We start from the raw sequence: 17,839 nt of genomic DNA on the forward strand, positions 1-17,839 counted from the left end.
AGTTAAAGTAAGCCTTTATAGCTCAGTTCTTCTTTAACTATTCTGTTATGTTTATTATGCTCCCTTTGCCTTTCATCAATTGCTGGACTGTATTCTAAAGGAGGCTCTAAACACTCTAAATGTTCTTTTTCTCCATTTTCATAAATTATGATGTGACGATCATTGGTCATTCTATGGATAGCGTAATACTCAAGATACTCAGCATCATCTTTTATCCCAAAAATAAAATTTATCTTCCAACCAGCTTGAAAAATTGAACCTTTCTGACGCTTTTGTATATTCTCTTCTGGCAAGGTAATTTTCCATTTATAAAAATATTTATTAAATTCATTTGTAATTACATCCATCTTTATATCCATTAGCCAAAGTCCTAGTGTAACTCCAATACAAGTAGGGTGGGCAATGCTGATTAACGACTTGAATTGAGAAAGCAAATATTTTTCTTGGTTTCATCTACCATTTAACTTAACAGAACAGTATTGCATGTAAATTATAAGGAGAATTAATGGAAGTTTTCTTAGCTAATATTAATCATCTTGAAAGTGTTTCAGTACTATTTGATAAATATCGTATTTTTTACAATCAGACATCAAACCTTGAAGCTGCCAAAGAGTTTCTCAAGGAACGTTTCAACAATAATGATTCAGTAGTATTTGCAGCTAATGACAATGGGAAATTAGTTGGATTTACTCAGCTTTATCCCAGCTTTTCTTCAGTGTCGATGAAACGAGTATGGATATTGAACGATTTGTATGTAGAAGAGTCGCATCGCCGTAGAGGAATTGCAAAATTATTGATGAGTGCTGCGGAAGAATATGCAAAAGAAAGTGGAGCAATTCGAGTAATTCTATCTACTCAAATTTCTAACATAACCGCGCAAAAACTCTATGAAGCGCAAGATTACATTAAGAATGAAGAGTTTTACCATTACGCTTTGCGGTTGCAGTAATGCCATGACATCAAATTGAGCTATTATGTCCGCATAATTACAGAACTTACGCAAAAATCGTTAACAAAAAAAACCCGCCGTAGCGGGTTACACAACAAACTAAGAACAATGAAAAATTGATTTAGCTGGAATACCTCATCTCAGCTTCCAGTTGACGGATTAGCTGTTCGTCGCCCTTTGCTCTGGCTACTTGCAAGCGATGCTCTAGGCTTTTTTGAATATTTTCTCTGTGAGCTTCTTGTGCTTTCCTTGCACTTTGTAGTCTACCTTGATTCATAGTGATTACCTTCTTTAATCTTTCACTTTATGTCTGGTATTGTTAACATAGCATATATTTTGTAGCTGTTGCTACAGAATTTTATGTCTTATTGTATATCTTAACAGAAAGATGTCTGAGCAGCGAATAGGTCAACAACGACTCATGACTTTTCTAAGCGATTTCGGCGATCGCGATATTTATGTAGGCGTAATGAAGGGAGTCATAGCCCAAGCCAATCCCAGGCTGAGGGTGATAGACTTAACGCACCAAATTCCACCGCAAGACATCGCCGCAGCTAGATTTTGCCTGATGAATGCTTATCCCTATTTCCCAGTTGGGACAGTGCATCTGGCAGTAGTAGATCCAGGTGTGGGAAGCAAGCGACGAGCGATCGCAGTAGAATTTGCTCAAGGGTTTCTAGTCGGCCCAGATAATGGTATCTTTAGCGGGGTACTTAGTCAAACTCTGGCGATAGCAGCCGTCGAACTTACAAATCTTAACTATTGGCGAACTCCTCAACCAAGCAACAATTTTCACGGTAGAGATATTTTTGCACCAGTGGCAGCTAGTCTTGCTAGTGGTGTCCCCTTGAAACAGCTAGGACAAGAAATCGATCCAGCAAGTTTGGTCAAACTGGATATAGGCGAGTGCAAGCAGACAAGCAATGGTGTAGTGGGTTGCATTCAATATATTGATCACTTTGGCAACCTAGTGAGCAACATTCCAGCGAGTTACGTACAAGGCAAAACTTGGTATGTGCAAGCTGCTGGGTTGAATATACCAGGTTGTAAAGCTTACAGTGATGTTAACTTGGGAGAGATACTAGCTTTAGTTGGCAGTCACGGCTGGGTAGAAATTGCCATTAATAGCGGTAATGCTCACTCACAGTTGCATTTAGATTGGCAAGCACCGCTTCAAGTTGTTCTAACGTAGAACCAATCACACTAACTAAAACTCTTCACTTAGGTGAGTTACAAAACCCACGAATCACGCATCATATCAAATATGACGTTGCATATTTGCAAAATGATTTGGCAACTTCTAAAATTAACTCCTGCCCCCTGCCCTCTTCACATCCACCCCCCAACTTCCGCATCAGTTAAAGGCTTCTCTAACTTGCTATATTCCGTTTGAGCAGCCCGTAATACGTGTTTCATCTGCACTGCTTCCCCGGCATCGGCGGCGAGGAAAGCTGCATTTAAGGCTATGTTACGGATGTTACCCCCAGCGACATTTAGCCGTGCTAGTTGCAGAGCATCTAAGTCTGCGGTTGGGGTGTCGGCGGGAAAGACGCGCCGCCAAATCTCGGCTCGTTGTGTTGTATCGGGGAAGGGGAATTGCACCACGAAGCGAATCCGGCGCAAAAAGGCTGTATCAATTGCACTTTTTAAGTTCGTAGTCAGGACTGCTAAACCTGGATAGCTTTCCATCCGTTGCAACAGGTAGCTAACTTCAATATTGGCATAGCGATCGCGCGCATCTTTAACTTCACTACGTTTGCCAAATAAAGCATCAGCTTCATCAAATAACAAAATCACCCCACCTTGTTCAGCAGCATCAAATACCCGGCGCAAATTCTTCTCTGTTTCGCCAATATATTTGCTAACTACCGATGATAGGTCAATGCGATAAAGATCGAGGCGCAATTTATGGGCGAGTACTTCTGCCCCCAAGGTTTTACCAGTGCCGCTAGCACCTGCGAATAAGGCACTAATTCCCAATCCTCTAGCACTCTTGCCACCAAAACCCCAATTGTTATATACAGTACTGCGTTGCCGGACATGAGCCGCAATTTCTCGCAGAACTTGTTTCTGTGCCTCTGGCAATACCAAATCTTCCCAATCACCAGATGGCTCAATCCGTTGGGCGAGTTCATCCAAACGCGGACGTGCTTGGACACGGCAGGCATCCCATAAAATGCTAGTGATATCGTTGTCTGGTTTTTGTGCTAACTGTCCTGCGGCTTCTGCACAAGCAGCCCGAATGGTTGCAGCACTTAGGTTAAACTGATCCACTAGGGTTTTAACTTGCCCGTTCATTTGTGATGCCATTGAACCTAGGGCATCTTGCCAAACTGTACCTTGTTCTTTGCTAGTTGGTTGATGTACGTCAAAATTAACTACTAGGCGTTGTCCTAGTCCAATCCGTTCTCGACTCGTAACTATTAAAAAGCCCTTGGTGCGTTCGATGAAACGAGCGATCGCATTCAGCCGCGCCATATCATTATTATCTAGTTCGTTGCAGTCTATGAGTAACGCACACTTACTTAAAATCGTCTCACGAGTCCATAGGCGAATCAGATTATCTAACTCACTAGGTACTAAGGGAATCAGTTGTGCAGGCATTACCCACAAACTTAAACCCTGGAGTTGACAAATGGCCGCGGCAATGGCGCGTTTGCTAGTTGTTTCGCTACTAGATAGCTGCACGATTGGTAAGCTATTAATTTTGTCAGCTTGCGACCAAACTGCTGCAACTCGCTCTGCTAAATCTTGGTGCGAGGGGACTAGATCGCTAACCTCTGGTAATGGTTCAATGATGCCAGCTAATCGTTCGTCAAGATATTGAATGCCCGTGAGATAATGTAAAATTCGTTCGTCAATTCTGACGGGACTGAGAGTCAAGGCATGACCATCACCAATTTGAATTAACCGCCAATGACGTAAGGGAGCATTTGGAGCGATCGCATCCCAGTGGACGTTAGGTAAAGCGGACAAAGCTAAACTTAGAGTTGGGTAAGCTCGTTGTAAATCTCCGTGCGTTATGGCGCACAATTTAGCAAAATCTCCATTCAACTCCATACCTGCACACAACAGCAACAAATCACGTTCAAAGGATGAGAGGCTAAATATTTTGCATACTCTCTCCAATGCCGATGGCGCAGGCATTGCAGCCGCCGCTTCCTGTAAAGCTTGCTGTAAATTCTCTTGATTTTTCTCTACAGATTGATTTTGCTCTTTTGCTGTGTGATTTTCTAAAATTCCACGCACCACGGCAAGGGCTGCTGATAAATAGCGGTAGTTTGCCTCATCCCAATTACTATTTGTTGTAGCATTCATAAGATTGTCACCTGTGGCGAATCATAAGCTCCAGACTGATTCTTCTGGTACAGTGGACTTTCTGCCCCATCTACTTGCACCCGAACAATATAAGTCCCTGGCTTTACATTTTTGATAGGAATAGTAATTGCATCGGTGTCTTCAGTGCGTGGTGCAACCAAGAAAGAGTAAGCTACCGGACTATTAACTGATACTTCATTGAGTAGCAAAACTACTCGCTGCGCCTTACCAACTTTGGGCTGGAATTTAACCGTAATTTCTGCTGTGCGTAAATTTTCACCGCTATTTTCCACTTGAGCGACAAATGCCGTAATTGTTGGATGGATGACAAAAGCTGCAACGTTTGATTCAAATAGATAATCTGTTTGTCCTGCATTGCCCATTGTTAGATGTACAACTTGGATAGTTTGCACACTTGCATATAAATCTGATGGGATTAACAGGCTAATTTGTGTTTCTTTAACATCATGAGGTACTAGTAAAGTCTCCCTATGACTCAAACGGATTCGGGTAATCTCACCGCGTAAACGTTTACCACGAATTACTAATGTTGTGCCCGTAACAATCGTTTGCTCCGTCTTTGCCGAAGCCATAACTTGCTCTATAGTCGGTTGAGACAAGGGCATTATGTAGACTTCAGAATTTTCAGGTTTGCTACTCTCAATCAATACCATTGATGCCAAATAGGTAGCTGAAGGTCGATAGTGTGTTTGTAACGCAGACCATAATTTAGAAGTTTCTTCCATGTTAAAAAACTCTGGAGTCAGTTTAATCTGACCAATTTGTTCAGCTAAATCAGGTACAGATACACTTGCTACAGCTTGCGAAAAAGCGCTTGAGGTATTGGTTGTAGAAGCATTTATCAGAGTATTCTCAATAATATCCGATGTGATGGCTGGTGTTTTGTGTAATAAATGCATTGCATAGCCCAATAAAAGCTCCGCCTGAAAATCCTTGGCTCCATAAGCTGTTAGTAAGTAATGGAGGTCAAGAGCTAGTGGCTGGCTCTGAGAGGATGTGTTTCCATTTATACGTGAATGTCTGCTCCGAAATTCCTGAGATACCCAATCTACATTGCGGTTCTGTGTTACTTGATAAAGAAACAGGTTAATTTGAGCCCGCTCGTCAGCTTCAACTGAAATTCGATCGGGCGGTAGGGCAGTTACAATCACATCACCAACACTCGCAGCGATCGGATCGCTGACTAAGCCATTTTCCAGCAAGACTTTTAGTACTGCTGTCACGGCGGCTATAGAGAGTACATTACTCATCCTCGTTCCTCATGGCAATAGCACATCTTAATCATGTACGCCAGAGTACATTGACAGAATATATTTTGCAAAACTTTAAATATTCTGTAACAGAGACTATCCGCATGGCATACGAAGTATCAGCACTAATGAACCTAAAGACCTCGTATAATTTGCGTTAACTTCACATCAGGAACCAATTTAAAGTACCATAGGGCTTAATTTTAAACATTTTATCAAATTGCTAATATTATTTTAAGTTAGTAATATGTTAAGCTGAGTATAATCAGATAAACGCTAAGTAATATATATTACTAATATTCATCTAAGTTACCAAGTAAGCAAAATATTTGTAATACTAGTAGTATATCTGAGCTAAAGTCAAAACCTTAAAGTTACTAGAATGGGTTCCCCCAGATGAAATCCCCACCTCCTTCAAATTCTTGGATTGGTCGCTTGGTAGGTGATAACGAGCGATATCGTTTAGACAAACGGTTAGGCGGGGGTGGCATGGGAGATGTCTTCCTGGCAACGGACACCCGTGTGGGTCAACAGGTAGCGTTGAAGTTGCTCAAAGATACGCTGGTGGCATCACAAGAAATGAGAAAGCGTTTTGAGCGTGAGGTAGCAGTTTGTGCTGCTTTGCAAAGTGACCACATAGTTAAAATTAGTGATTGTGGATTCACCCCAGAAGGCTTTCCATTTTACGTAATGGAATATTTACGCGGGCAAACGCTCAGACAATTACTGCTGCGCGAGAAGCGGCTATCTGTTGAGCGGGCGGTGAAAATTATGGCGCAAGTTTGCAAAGGTTTACAGCTTGCCCATCAAGGGGTTACTCTCCAACGGGAAGGCGGAAAAAGTACTGAACATATTCAGGTAATTCATCGTGACCTGAAACCAGATAATATATTTTTAGTACCTACAGATTTGGGTGAGTGGGTGAAGGTTTTGGATTTTGGTGTTGCCAAAATTCGGAGTGAATCTTCAGAAAATCACAATATTACAAATATTACCAGTACTTTTATTGGGACATTTCGTTACGCACCTCCTGAGCAAATCCAAAGCGATAAAAACCTGGATGCAAGAGGTGATATTTATAGTTTAGGAATTATCCTTTATGAAATGCTGAGTGCCGCCGATCCCTTTGGAATCAGCATTAAGGGTAGTCATGTCAGCGAGGCTTCTTGGGTATTAGCTCATGCCTATGAACCACCGAAGCCACTGCGATCGCAGCCAGGTTGTGAGCATTATTCCGTAGAATTGGAAGCAGTGGTGATGAAATGCCTCCACAAGAACCCAGCTAACCGATTTGCAACGGTAGAAGAACTCAATCTTGCTTTGCAAGCTGCTGCAAAATCCGTCACAAACACTATTAACTTACCCAAAAAAGCTACCGGGCAATCACAACCTTCCTACAATCAGGGTTCAAATCACGAAACTGTTCCCAGACAATCAAACGACGATACCGTTTACCGTCCTCCATCTGCATATAATCAGGGTTCAAATCACGAAACTGTTCCCAGACAATCGAACGACGACACCGTTCTCCGTCCCCCATCTGCATATAATCAGGGTTCAAATCACGAAACTGTTCCCAGACAATCAAACGACGACACCGTTCTCCGCCCTCCATCTGCATATAATCAGGGTTCAAATCACGAGACTATTCCCAGACAATTTAACCCGATTGAGCAAAACCAATCTGAGGAAACAGTTCCTCCCCTTCAGCCTGGATACAACCAAGGTTCAAATAACGAAACAGTTCCGAGGCAGTTTAATCCCGTTGAGCAAAGTCCACAGAGTCCTGTAAATAATCCCAACCCCAGGAAACCGGACGTGACCTTGTATCAACCGCGACCTGGGGCAAATCAAGGTAGACAACAGGTACCACCAGATAAAACATTGTTTCAACCGCGACCTGGAGCGAATCAAGGCGGACAACAGGTACCGCCAGATAAGACATTGTTTCAACCGCGACCTGGAGCGAATCAAGGCGGACAACAGGTACCGCCAGATAAGACATTGTTTCAACCGCGACCTGGAGCGAATCAAGGCGGACAACAGGTACCGCCAGATGTGACATTGTATCAACCACGGTCTGCATCCAGTCAAGGCAGACGACAAGCACCACTAGATGACACTATTTACCAACCAAAGCTAAGTGAGCAGCTAGCTACGAAAATTACTCCCAATTTTTTGCGAATCTTGGGAGTAGTGTTGGCCATTGGGCTGACTTTAGCCTTGGTGGCCTATATTTATACTCAATCTCGTAAAGAACCTAGCAACCAGGAAAGTTTACCTAATAGCGATCGCATTCAGAACTAATTAGCTAATAGCTTACCTATGTTCATCCCAAGCTACAGGAAAAGAATAATCTGAAAACGCCGAGAAATCATGATTTTCGCTGCGGGTTTCTTCATCCAAAAACTTGACAACTTTGTTATAAATATCTTGTGCTTGTTGCGGAGAATCACCGATGCTGGTTAATCCCAACTTGCCAAACTGCGAAAGACAACCCATGAGATGAAACACTGTGCCAGTCTCTGTACCAGTGTCAAAGTGTAGTCTGTGTTCAGCGATGATATCCATCAAATCATTAGGTAACAATCCCTGATAGCGCTCTTTTTGCAAATTATCAGTAGCAATGTAGTATTTTGGACGACCTTGCTGACTATAAAATAAGCCCGTGGAAAGGTCATAGCGACCGTTTGTTAATAATTTCAGGGTCATGAATGGATGAGTTGTGCCACCTTTACGCAGATTAATTTCGATCGCCTGAATATCCCACTCACCATTACCCTTGTCAACGGTGATAAAATCTACGCCAAATCGCTCTAAAGTACCTTTCTCTGCTAGCTTTCTACCAACTTGTAGTCCTAATTGTTGTAATTGCAATCGGTAGCTTTCATCAGCCGGGAAGCTACAACCAAGATAAATCTGACCGTCTGGACCTCCGAGAATTTGGTCGTGAGTTGAAAGGATTTCCACTTTACCAGTGGGTGTGATCCGTCCTTGGACACTGGGCGATCGCTTTATTTCCCCTTCTACAAATGCTTCGGCAATTGCCCCTAATTCCGGGATTCTTCCCGAAAAATTATCCCAAGTCTCAAGTTTTGCTTGAAAGCGCATTGTTGAGAAGCGATCGCTAATTGCTGCTACCCTTTGAGCATGAGTACCAATACCTGGTGCTAAATTCTCAATTGGCCTCAGATCGAGCAAGGCATTTCCCTCTCCCGAAATGCCTTCGTTGAGTTTTACCACTACCCGTTTTAATGTTGGTTGTCTTTCCCACAAATCACTGGTAGCTTCTGCTAAATCTGTGTGGTTCCAAATTTTTTCGCTACCATCTGGATGCGGAACTCCGCTTTCAGCGAAGATTTGCCGACTGCCACTTTTTGTCCCCCAAATCTGTAAATCTGGTGCAGCAGCATACAGTGGTACACCCAATTTTAAAGACAATTCGCCTTCCCAGTGCGAAGAGTTGTAGCAGATCATAAATGATTTATCTAGCCTCAAAGATTGATGAATCCGCTCTAGTAGACGGGGGCGTTCTAAAATCTTTTGACTAAGAGGTTTAAGGGAAGAATCGTAAGTAGAAAGTAGCAGCAAGCGATTGCGAGCATGAGAAAAGGGAATTCCTGGCAAAAGTTGCAGATAATAATCAATGATACTAGGATGCAGTGGTACTGATGTTATATAAACCAGCCGAGTCCGGGGATTCTGCAACCGAATTAAAGAAAATAGTAATCTTTCTTCATAATGTTCGCAGCCTTCGATCTTTTGGAGTTCGCGCTGGTCAAGACTCAGGGAGGGAATAATTAAAATATCCGCTTCACTATTGTCAAATGACTCGATCGTTTTCCAGCGATCGCGCAGGGTTAATTGTAATTGGCGAAACTTTTCAGCCTGCTCTAACTCGGAAATATTTAGTATTGCCATAACCCCTGCCCTCTAATAATCCCAATGTAGCGCACCACGCAGGCTTTTGGCCTATTAGTTTGGTAACTAGTAAGCAAGTACTTTATCCTGCAAAAATGTGGCTATGCAGATATCAGCTTAAATTAATACTCATGAACTTTAAACGCATGATATTACTATTCTGTCAAGCTACTTTTAAAGGTTTGTAGTAATGAGTTTATTACTTAGAAAATAAGGACTAAACTCATTAATCTAAAATTGTCCCTAGGATTCATCTTTTATTACGTGAAAAAACTCCGTACAATTTAGAAAGTCTTCTTTCCTATTGCTTCTTGCCTGCATACGCAAGTAACTATGGCTACGCCACGCTACGCGAAAAAAATCAAAGTGGATTCCTATATCTATAAATTTAAACTTGACAAACTGGTAGGTAGTTGTGCAGCTACAAAGTGAAAAAGTATAAATCTATATTTTCATTTATTGAAAATGGCATGGTTATTGAGTGAGCTAGAAGAATCATGATTAACTAATTGAATAATTTTTATTATTTAATTTATTTTCCGTCTTAAGGTTGAGCAAATTTTAACTTAGTTTACCTCTATAGAGCGATAAATTACAGCAACTTAATAGTTAACTTAAGAGCAGATGAAAGAGATAACTATTTCATCGAATCATAGTTTTATAGTTGTTCTTGCCGTCAGGTGAATAGTGTCTGTCATGTTTGAGTATAAATAACGTCAGCCGCCTACAATTGCTAGAAATAAGTACCTTGCTTACAAATTCGGGATATGTATACCCGAAAAATTGTAAATAGCAAGTAGGAGCCAAATACAGAAAATGGACCTTGGGTTAAATTTTTGATCCAGGGTTTGCTTTTGAAAATGGCTAATGAGAAAGATAGGGGTAATAAATGCCCAACTCAATATTCAATTACCAAGAAAAACCTATGCCTAAATCAAAAGAGAAAAAAGAGAAAACATTGCAGCCGCCACAGCAGCAAGAAGTACCAGGTGTTGAATCAGAAATGACACCAAAACCGAAAGCAGATGATGCCCAGTATCGAGGTAGTGGCAAGTTACAAGATAAAGTAGCATTGATTACGGGTGCAGATAGTGGTATTGGTCGTGCTGTAGCGATCGCATTTGCTAAAGAAGGTGCAGATGTGGCTATCCTTTATCTGAATGAACACGATGATGCCAAAGAAACAAAACATTTGGTAGAAAAACAAGGTCGTCGGGCAGTAACTATCGCAGGCGATATTGGCGATGAAACTTTTTGTCAGCAAGCTATCCAACAAACAGTTGGTGAGTTTGGCAAACTCGATATTCTCGTCAACAACGCCGCCGAACAACATCCTAAAGAAAGTATTGAAGAAATCACTAAAGAACAATTAGAGCGAACTTTCCGCACTAATATCTTCTCAATGTTTTTTATGACTAAAGCTGCACTCAAGCATTTGCAAACAGGCAGTGCTATCATCAATACCACATCGGTAACAGCTTATAAAGGTAGCCCACATCTGCTAGATTATTCTTCTACAAAAGGTGCAATCGTTGCTTTTACCCGCTCCTTATCACAAAATTTGGTGTCAAAAGGAATTCGCGTTAATGCTGTCGCACCAGGGCCAATTTGGACACCTTTAATTCCCTCAACTTTCCCCGAAGAGAAAGTTGAGAATTTTGGGAAACAAGTACCAATGCAACGAGCCGGACAACCAGAAGAAGTTGCCCCCAGTTATGTATATCTAGCATCTGATGATGCTTCTTATGTCTCTGGACAAGTTCTGCACGTAAATGGTGGCGAAGTTGTCAATGGCTAATTGAAGAAGAATTCAGAAGTCAGAATGGGCTAAACGCCCCGCTACCGCTAACAGGAGTCAGAATCAAGACGCTCGTTCCTCTCTACGAGACGCTGCGCGAACGCTACCGCTACGCTATCCGCTTTTTCGTACAGAATTAATTCTGTTAGCGGATAGCTAAGGTTTAGCCCATTCTGACTCCTGAATTCTGTTCAATAAAAAAGTTAGGAGTTAGAAGTCATAAAATTTGGAATTTTATATTTTTTGTTTAATTCCAAATTCAAAAACTAAAGTTATCAGAGTTCAAAATTATAACTTATTAACTTCTAACTACTAACTCTACCCTCATTGTCTTCCATTAGAGGGATGAGTAAAAATTGAAATATTGATAGTCTATTCAGCAGCATACATTTAGAGATAACAACTACGTCTATGGCATCTCATACACCACTATATGGCACAGAACTAGTAGATTGTGCTAGAGCAAATGCCAAGCAAGGAATTGAAACTGCTGCTTATCAATGTGGCTATGGTCAAGACCTCAACAAATTTGCCCGAGAACTCAGACAAGCTTGTGAAGAAATGAATTTACAAGTAAAAGAACTCAGTGGATTAATTACTGAACAAGACATGATACTGCAATTGGGTACTGGCGAAATTGTTGCTCCAGTGACGGAATCAGAATTGTAAAAAATAGTCATTTGTCGTTTGTAATTTGTTATTGATTAATGACCAATGACTCCTTTCTTAACCTTAAAATTAACTGCGCCAAATTGAAATAAATCAAAACGCCTACTACATCAACTTCTGTAGTAATAAATGGTGCTGACATCAATGCCGGATCTAAACAGGAGGTAGCAAAATAGAAACGGCAGTGCTGAACCAGAGATAAAAGCTAATACAGAAATCGCTAACAGGCACATGCCGCGATCGCTACTTCTAATCGCTTTTGCAGAAAGTAAGCCTAGATAGTAGCGATCGTTTCGCGGCCAACTATCTGCAATATGCCAAGCGATCGCATTTCATCAGTGTTCATCCCTCGAATCACCACTGTAGAAGACTGGGCACGCACATTACCGCTAGCTACAAGTCAGCAAAGGGACAAACGCCGTCAGTGTTACCACTTTTGTTAAGATTTTTTCTTGTGACTTAATAATTATTCCTGTAATGGTGTATTGGTTATAAGTAAAAACCAACAACCATACAACCTGCTTCTGAGCAATTTCTAATAAATTCATCTGAAAATAGTTGTCGCTCCCGACTGCACACTACCACCCAAGGTATAGATATCTTCGGTGGTTTCTTGTTATCTTCAAATCAGCTTGAACATTCCCACTTACACCCTAGTTTAAGAGCAATAGAGTTCAGATAAGACCAAAACACTTGTAGAGACGGCGATTTATCGTGCATCTCAAAAACCCAAAATTTTTGCCAGTAGCCCTTAACTGAACTTTATTGAGTTTAAGAGGATGTTTGGAAAGTCGTTAAGTATACTATAAACCCCGCTTCCATTCCTCTTTGCGAAAGATCGAGAGGCTTTGAATTCCCCCTTACCGCGTCGAGAAGGCAGGGTAGTTTGATATAAGTGGAAAAAAACAACAACTGGGTTGCAAAGCCTCTCTCCTGTTTCTTACCACAAAGATATGAATTAATAGTCAAGATGAAGCATAGATAAATATTACTTTTTTAAATCTTTAAATATTAAAAATTTTCTTTATATAATTTTCATTTCATTAAGAAATATGAGGCTAGAAAACATGACATCATTCCCTATATTGGTAATTTTTATTTAAAAACCATTAAAACTTTTATATTCCTTTAAAAAGGTATATAGCAATATGAATATTTAAATAAAGTTCTATAAAAAAGATAGACATAACACCCTAATATAGTGTCAAATATGTAGTTGATAAATCTAATGACAGTACTTAAGCATTCTCATGTAAAATATAATTTTCGACTACTTAAGCATTTATCTGACATCTTGGATTTTGCTTTGTTTCAAATTTATGTAACTGCTTATCAGTTAGATTAAAGGCTCTCTTGAGAGGTTACTTGTAATTTTTAATTAAATTCACTTTGGTGAATTTAATCAAAAGATTATAAACTTGTAACAAAAAATAACCATTTATAAGGACTATTGCACCCTTCCGATAATTAATATCTGGTATTTCTTGTAGTACCAATTCTTCTCTATAATCTACCTTCAAAGAATATATAGAAAGGTACATCAGTCCATATTCGTTCATTTTGAGGTTGACACAAATAGGCAGCCCATTAGAAAGGGATATGAGCGAAGGAGCATATATAAAAAAATAGTTTCTATCAGCAATTAAGAGAAAATATTACATGCAACAAATATATTCATAAGAAAATTTACTGTTATCTTATTAATATGTTTACACCTAGTATAGATACGCCTTTTTTGTTGGAAATATCCATTATAAAACTAGTTCCACAACATTAATTATGGAATTAGTTCTAGCATTATTGTGAGGCATATATTTCAATGAATGAATTACAGAATCAAAATTCTAACCCAACAGTAATTGATAATAAATCTCTACAAACCCTTGATAAGACGCTGCTGCCAAGTATTTCTCCTCAAGCTAGTGCCAGTCTGCTTTCTCAAGGAGATGGACTCAAAGCAGAGTACTACGACAACATCGACTTCACCAACCTGAAGAAAACCCGCATAGATTCGACGGTGAACTTTGACTGGGGTCTTAGTTCTCCAGATTCGTCCATTGCTCCAGATACCTTCTCAGCACGTTGGACAGGTCAGGTAGAAGCCAAGTACAGCGAGACTTACAACTTCTATACCACTAGCGATGATGGTGTGCGGCTGTGGGTAAATGGTCAGCAAATCATTAATAAGTTTGTCAATCAATCACCGACAGAAAACACTGGCTCAATCGCTCTGGTTGCAGGTCAGAAGTACGATATTAAGCTTGAATACTTCGAAAATACTGTCACTGCCGTTTCCAAATTGGCTTGGTCAAGTGCTACTCAGACCAAAGAAATCATTCCTCAGTCACAACTTTATAGTCAGAGCAACGTACCTGTTATTGGTAATGGCAACGGACTCAAAGCAGAGTACTACGACAACATCGACTTTACCAACCTGAAGCAAACCCGTACAGATGCGACAGTGAACTTTGACTGGGGTCTTAGTTCTCCAGATTCGTCCATTGCTCCAGATACCTTCTCAGCACGTTGGACAGGTCAAGTGCAAGCCAAGTATAGCGAGACTTACAACTTCTATACCACTAGCGATGATGGTGTGCGACTTTGGGTGAATGGTCAGCAAATCATCAATCAGTTTGTCAATCAATCTACCACTGAATTTAGCGGCTCGATCGCACTAGTTGCAGGTCAGAAGTACGATATTAAGCTTGAATACTTCGAAAATACCGTCACTGCCGTTTCTAAACTGGCTTGGTCGAGTGCTACTCAGAACAAAGAAATCATTCCTCAGTCCCAACTTTATAGCCAGAGCAACGTACCTCCTAGTGGTAATGGCAACGGACTCACAGCAGAGTACTACGACAACATCGACTTAACCAACCTCAAGAAGACCCGCATAGATGCGACGGTGAACTTTGACTGGGGTCTTGGTTCTCCAGATCCGACCATTGCTCCAGATACCTTCTCAGCACGTTGGACAGGTCAGGTACAAGCTAAGTACAGTGAGACTTACAACTTCTACACCAGTAGCGATGATGGTGTGCGGCTGTGGGTCAATGGTCAAGAAATTATTAATAAGTTTGTCGATCAATCACCTACAGAAAACACTGGCTCGATCGCACTAATTGCAGGTCAAAAGTACGATATTAAACTTGAATACTACGAAAATACTGTCACTGCCGTTTCTAAACTGGCTTGGTCAAGTGCTTCTCAAAGCAAAGAAATCATTCCTCAGTCCCAACTTTATAGTCAAAGCGCTAATGGCAACGGCAACGGACTCAAAGCAGAGTACTACGACAACATCGACTTTACCAACCTGAAGCAAACCCGTACAGATACGACAGTTAACTTTGACTGGGGTTTTGGTTCTCCAGAATCGTTCATTGCTCCAGATACCTTCTCAGCACGTTGGACAGGTCAGGTACAAGCCAAGTACAGTGAGACTTACAACTTCTATACCACTAGCGATGATGGTGTGCGACTCTGGGTGAATGGTCAGCAAATCATCAATCAGTTTGTCAATCAATCTGCCACTGAATTTAGCGGCTCGATCGCACTAGTTGCAGGTCAGAAGTATGATATTAAGCTTGAATACTTCGAAAATACCGTCAATGCCGTTTCCAAACTGGCTTGGTCGAGTGCTTCTCAGACCAAAGAAATTATTCCTCAATCACAACTGTATTCACCAGTTCTTCAGACCACAATCACATTAGGATCATCTTCCACAACTCTAAACGAAGGCGCTGTTAATGCTACCATAACTTTGCTCAGGAGTGGTGATTTAAGCAGCACATCTTCAATCAAGTATGCAACCATAGCTGGTACTGCCACAGCAGGAGTTGACTACGGAAGTGATGGTAGCGAAAGCGCTGGAACAATTATTTTTGCGCCGGGTGAAAGTAGCAGACAAGTATCAATTCCGATCAATGACGATTCATTAATAGAAGTAGATGAAACCTTTAGTTTTGTTATCGATCAGCCAGGGGGAGCAACACTAGGACTCCAAAGAACTCTTGGAATTACGATTCAAGATAACGATCGCTCTGGCATCGATTTTAGTGCGCCAGTAATTAATGAGGGTGCCGGTACAGCTACAGTGACAGCTACACGGGGTAACACTGTCGGGGCTGCTAGTGTCAACTACACAACTGTGGATGGAACTGCTAAAGCTGGATCTGACTACCAAAGTAAATCTGGAACCTTGAGTTTTATCGCAGGACAAAGCCAGCAAAACATTATTATCCCCATTATTAATGACAACGTTGAGGAATCAAATGAAACATTTACTCTCAACTTTAGTAATGCAGTTGGAGTCCAACTAACTAATCAACAAACAACTATCACGATTCTTGATAATGACTCTACTAAGTTTGCTTTAGATACAGTAGCTTCTGGTTTGAATCAACCCGCAGCTTTTGACTGGACAGCTGACCAAAAGCAGATGTTCATTGCTCAGAAAAATGGGGTAGTGCGAGTCTTAGACAACGGCAAATTATTAGCAACACCATTTATCGATATTTCTGGACAGGTAAATGACACGCGCGATCGCGGTCTTTTAGGCATTGCTGTACATCCAGATTTTGGCAAAAGTCCAACTGGCAATAACTATGTTTACCTATTGTATACTTACGATCCACCAGAAACTAATCCAAACAACCCAAAGAACAATCCCAATAGCACATTGGACAATCCCGATCAGAATGGGAATCGGACTGCACAGCTAATTCGGGTAACAGCTGACCCGAAAACAAATTACACTACTGCCATTGCCGGCAGCCAATTTGTGCTATTGGGTACTAATGCCACTTGGGATAATATTAGCCGTCCAGATGGAAATAGCACAAATGTCTCACTTGGCTACGCACCATCAGGAATTATTAACAAAGATACTGGTAAGCCGTTTACTAGCTTGCAGGATTATCTCAATAATCTTGATAAAGTCCAAAATGTCCAGAATTTTATAGCCAACGATAGTGAATCTCACTCAGTTGGTGCTGTGCGCTTTGGTACCGATGGTTCTCTGTTTGTGAGCTTAGGAGACGGGACTTCCTACAACGGGATAGATCCGCGAGCAATTCGCGTTCAGGATATCGATAATCTGTCCGGCAAGATCCTGCATATTGATGCGATTACTGGTCAAGGTCTATCAAGTAATCCTTTCTACAACGGCGATCCCAATAGCAATCGTTCCAAGGTTTATAACTTAGGTTTACGTAACCCCTTCCGTTTCACAATTGATAAGAAGACCAATACCCCTGTTATTGGTGATGTTGGCTTTGATACTTACGAAGAGGTCAATATCGGAAAACCAGGAGCTAACTTTGGCTGGCCGTTCTATGAAGGAGGTCTTGATGCAAAAGGCAACATTGTCAGCCTGCAACAACCAAAATATGCAACCCTAAATGCAGCAAAAGACTTTTATAGTAGTGGCAAAACTGTTACAGCACCAGTTTATACTTACAAGCATTTTAGTTCCAATTCGATTACTATGGGTGACTTTTACACAGGCAATACTTTCCCCTCAATCTATCAAGGTGCGTTATTCGTTGGTGATTTCAGTCAAGGAACTATCGATGCTTTGACATTCGATAGCCAAGGCAAACTTGTCTCTGTTAAGCGGTTTGCTTCCTCAGCAGACACGCCAAATCTAGGAGTGCCTACACAAATCACCACAGGAAAAGATGGTAATCTGTACTACGCAAACTTGACCGGGGGTGAAATTGATCGCTTCCGACCTGCTTAGAGATGACTTGAAGGATGCAGGATAACGCAGCGGTAGCGAGTCCGCGAGGTCGGCAGGAGGCAGGAAGAAGGAAGTAAACTTTTTATGCCTGATTTTGAATCCTGTACTTTATACCTCATTTACTTGAAAACTGCTGTATCAATTATCAGTGAACAGTCGAATAACTGTGCACT

Annotated in this window: 11 protein-coding genes and 1 pseudogene; 6 read left to right on the forward strand and 6 right to left on the reverse strand. The window is 41.1% G+C overall.

What is annotated here, in order from left to right:
- Nucleotides 1-2: 2 nt before the first annotated feature.
- On the reverse strand, nucleotides 3-359 hold the full coding sequence (locus ACFFRD_RS28630; RefSeq protein WP_392479024.1) for a hypothetical protein: 357 nt from the start codon (nucleotides 357-359) through the stop codon (nucleotides 3-5).
- Between the two features lie 146 nt (nucleotides 360-505).
- Between ACFFRD_RS28630 and ACFFRD_RS28635 the strand changes: the two genes are divergently transcribed.
- Nucleotides 506-949 (forward strand): GNAT family N-acetyltransferase, encoded by a 444-nt coding sequence (locus ACFFRD_RS28635; RefSeq protein WP_392479026.1) that lies wholly within the window; start codon nucleotides 506-508, stop codon nucleotides 947-949.
- Between the two features lie 121 nt (nucleotides 950-1,070).
- On the opposite strand, the gene ACFFRD_RS28640 is transcribed toward ACFFRD_RS28635, so the two are convergent.
- Entirely contained in the window at nucleotides 1,071-1,226 is a 156-nt protein-coding gene (locus tag ACFFRD_RS28640; RefSeq protein ID WP_181154184.1) for a hypothetical protein, read from the reverse strand.
- 111 nt (nucleotides 1,227-1,337) lie between these two features.
- Between ACFFRD_RS28640 and ACFFRD_RS28645 the strand changes: the two genes are divergently transcribed.
- Nucleotides 1,338-2,141, forward strand: a complete 804-nt coding sequence (locus tag ACFFRD_RS28645) for an S-adenosyl-l-methionine hydroxide adenosyltransferase family protein (protein ID WP_392479027.1) — start codon at nucleotides 1,338-1,340, stop codon at nucleotides 2,139-2,141.
- A 137-nt stretch (nucleotides 2,142-2,278) separates the two neighbouring features.
- Here ACFFRD_RS28645 and ACFFRD_RS28650 read toward each other — a convergent pair whose 3' ends face one another.
- Nucleotides 2,279-4,267 carry an ATP-binding protein gene (locus ACFFRD_RS28650; protein WP_392479028.1) on the reverse strand — a complete coding sequence of 663 codons (1,989 nt, stop codon included), beginning with the start codon at nucleotides 4,265-4,267 and terminating at the stop codon, nucleotides 2,279-2,281.
- On the reverse strand, nucleotides 4,264-5,538 hold the full coding sequence (locus tag ACFFRD_RS28655) for a DUF4255 domain-containing protein (protein WP_392479031.1): 1,275 nt from the start codon (nucleotides 5,536-5,538) through the stop codon (nucleotides 4,264-4,266). Before ACFFRD_RS28655 ends, ACFFRD_RS28650 begins: the two co-directional genes overlap by 4 nt.
- Before the next feature lie 396 nt (nucleotides 5,539-5,934).
- Between ACFFRD_RS28655 and ACFFRD_RS28660 the strand changes: the two genes are divergently transcribed.
- Nucleotides 5,935-7,845 (forward strand): protein kinase, encoded by a 1,911-nt coding sequence (locus tag ACFFRD_RS28660; protein WP_392479032.1) that lies wholly within the window; start codon nucleotides 5,935-5,937, stop codon nucleotides 7,843-7,845.
- A 12-nt stretch (nucleotides 7,846-7,857) separates the two neighbouring features.
- Here the strand turns inward: ACFFRD_RS28660 and ACFFRD_RS28665 are convergent, their stop codons facing one another.
- Nucleotides 7,858-9,459: a peptide ligase PGM1-related protein gene (locus ACFFRD_RS28665; RefSeq protein WP_392479033.1), complete on the reverse strand. Its 1,602-nt coding sequence runs from the start codon at nucleotides 9,457-9,459 to the stop codon at nucleotides 7,858-7,860.
- Nucleotides 9,460-10,384: 925 nt separating this feature from the next.
- On the opposite strand from ACFFRD_RS28665, the gene ACFFRD_RS28670 reads away from it, so the two are divergent.
- Together ACFFRD_RS28670 and ACFFRD_RS28675 are read left to right on the forward strand one after the other, a co-directional pair.
- Complete coding sequence (locus ACFFRD_RS28670) at nucleotides 10,385-11,257, forward strand: SDR family oxidoreductase (protein ID WP_392479035.1); 873 nt, start codon at nucleotides 10,385-10,387, stop codon at nucleotides 11,255-11,257.
- Nucleotides 11,258-11,668: 411 nt separating this feature from the next.
- Complete coding sequence (locus ACFFRD_RS28675; RefSeq protein ID WP_392479036.1) at nucleotides 11,669-11,926, forward strand: hypothetical protein; 258 nt, start codon at nucleotides 11,669-11,671, stop codon at nucleotides 11,924-11,926.
- 28 nt (nucleotides 11,927-11,954) lie between these two features.
- Here ACFFRD_RS28675 and ACFFRD_RS28680 read toward each other — a convergent pair.
- Nucleotides 11,955-12,542, reverse strand: a pseudogene (locus ACFFRD_RS28680) (magnesium transporter); the annotation flags it as partial.
- A gap of 1,203 nt (nucleotides 12,543-13,745) precedes the next feature.
- On the opposite strand from ACFFRD_RS28680, the gene ACFFRD_RS28685 reads away from it, so the two are divergent.
- Complete coding sequence (locus ACFFRD_RS28685; RefSeq protein WP_392479038.1) at nucleotides 13,746-17,666, forward strand: PA14 domain-containing protein; 3,921 nt, start codon at nucleotides 13,746-13,748, stop codon at nucleotides 17,664-17,666.
- Nucleotides 17,667-17,839 lie beyond the last annotated feature (173 nt).

Source organism: Nostoc sp. C110 (genome assembly GCF_043099725.1).
GTDB lineage: Bacteria > Cyanobacteriota > Cyanobacteriia > Cyanobacteriales > Nostocaceae > Nostoc > Nostoc muscorum_A.

Excerpts from the sequence above, each read along its gene's own strand:
- ACFFRD_RS28630 (WP_392479024.1), bottom strand. The coding sequence starts at position 359 with ATGGATATAAAGATGGATGTAATTACAAATGAATTTAATAAATATTTT.
- ACFFRD_RS28635 (WP_392479026.1), top strand. The coding sequence starts at position 506 with ATGGAAGTTTTCTTAGCTAATATTAATCATCTTGAAAGTGTTTCAGTA.
- ACFFRD_RS28640 (WP_181154184.1), bottom strand. The coding sequence starts at position 1,226 with ATGAATCAAGGTAGACTACAAAGTGCAAGGAAAGCACAAGAAGCTCAC.
- ACFFRD_RS28645 (WP_392479027.1), top strand. The coding sequence starts at position 1,338 with ATGTCTGAGCAGCGAATAGGTCAACAACGACTCATGACTTTTCTAAGC.
- ACFFRD_RS28650 (WP_392479028.1), bottom strand. The coding sequence starts at position 4,267 with ATGAATGCTACAACAAATAGTAATTGGGATGAGGCAAACTACCGCTAT.
- ACFFRD_RS28655 (WP_392479031.1), bottom strand. The coding sequence starts at position 5,538 with ATGAGTAATGTACTCTCTATAGCCGCCGTGACAGCAGTACTAAAAGTC.
- ACFFRD_RS28660 (WP_392479032.1), top strand. The coding sequence starts at position 5,935 with ATGAAATCCCCACCTCCTTCAAATTCTTGGATTGGTCGCTTGGTAGGT.
- ACFFRD_RS28665 (WP_392479033.1), bottom strand. The coding sequence starts at position 9,459 with ATGGCAATACTAAATATTTCCGAGTTAGAGCAGGCTGAAAAGTTTCGC.
- ACFFRD_RS28670 (WP_392479035.1), top strand. The coding sequence starts at position 10,385 with ATGCCTAAATCAAAAGAGAAAAAAGAGAAAACATTGCAGCCGCCACAG.
- ACFFRD_RS28675 (WP_392479036.1), top strand. The coding sequence starts at position 11,669 with ATGGCATCTCATACACCACTATATGGCACAGAACTAGTAGATTGTGCT.
- ACFFRD_RS28685 (WP_392479038.1), top strand. The coding sequence starts at position 13,746 with ATGAATGAATTACAGAATCAAAATTCTAACCCAACAGTAATTGATAAT.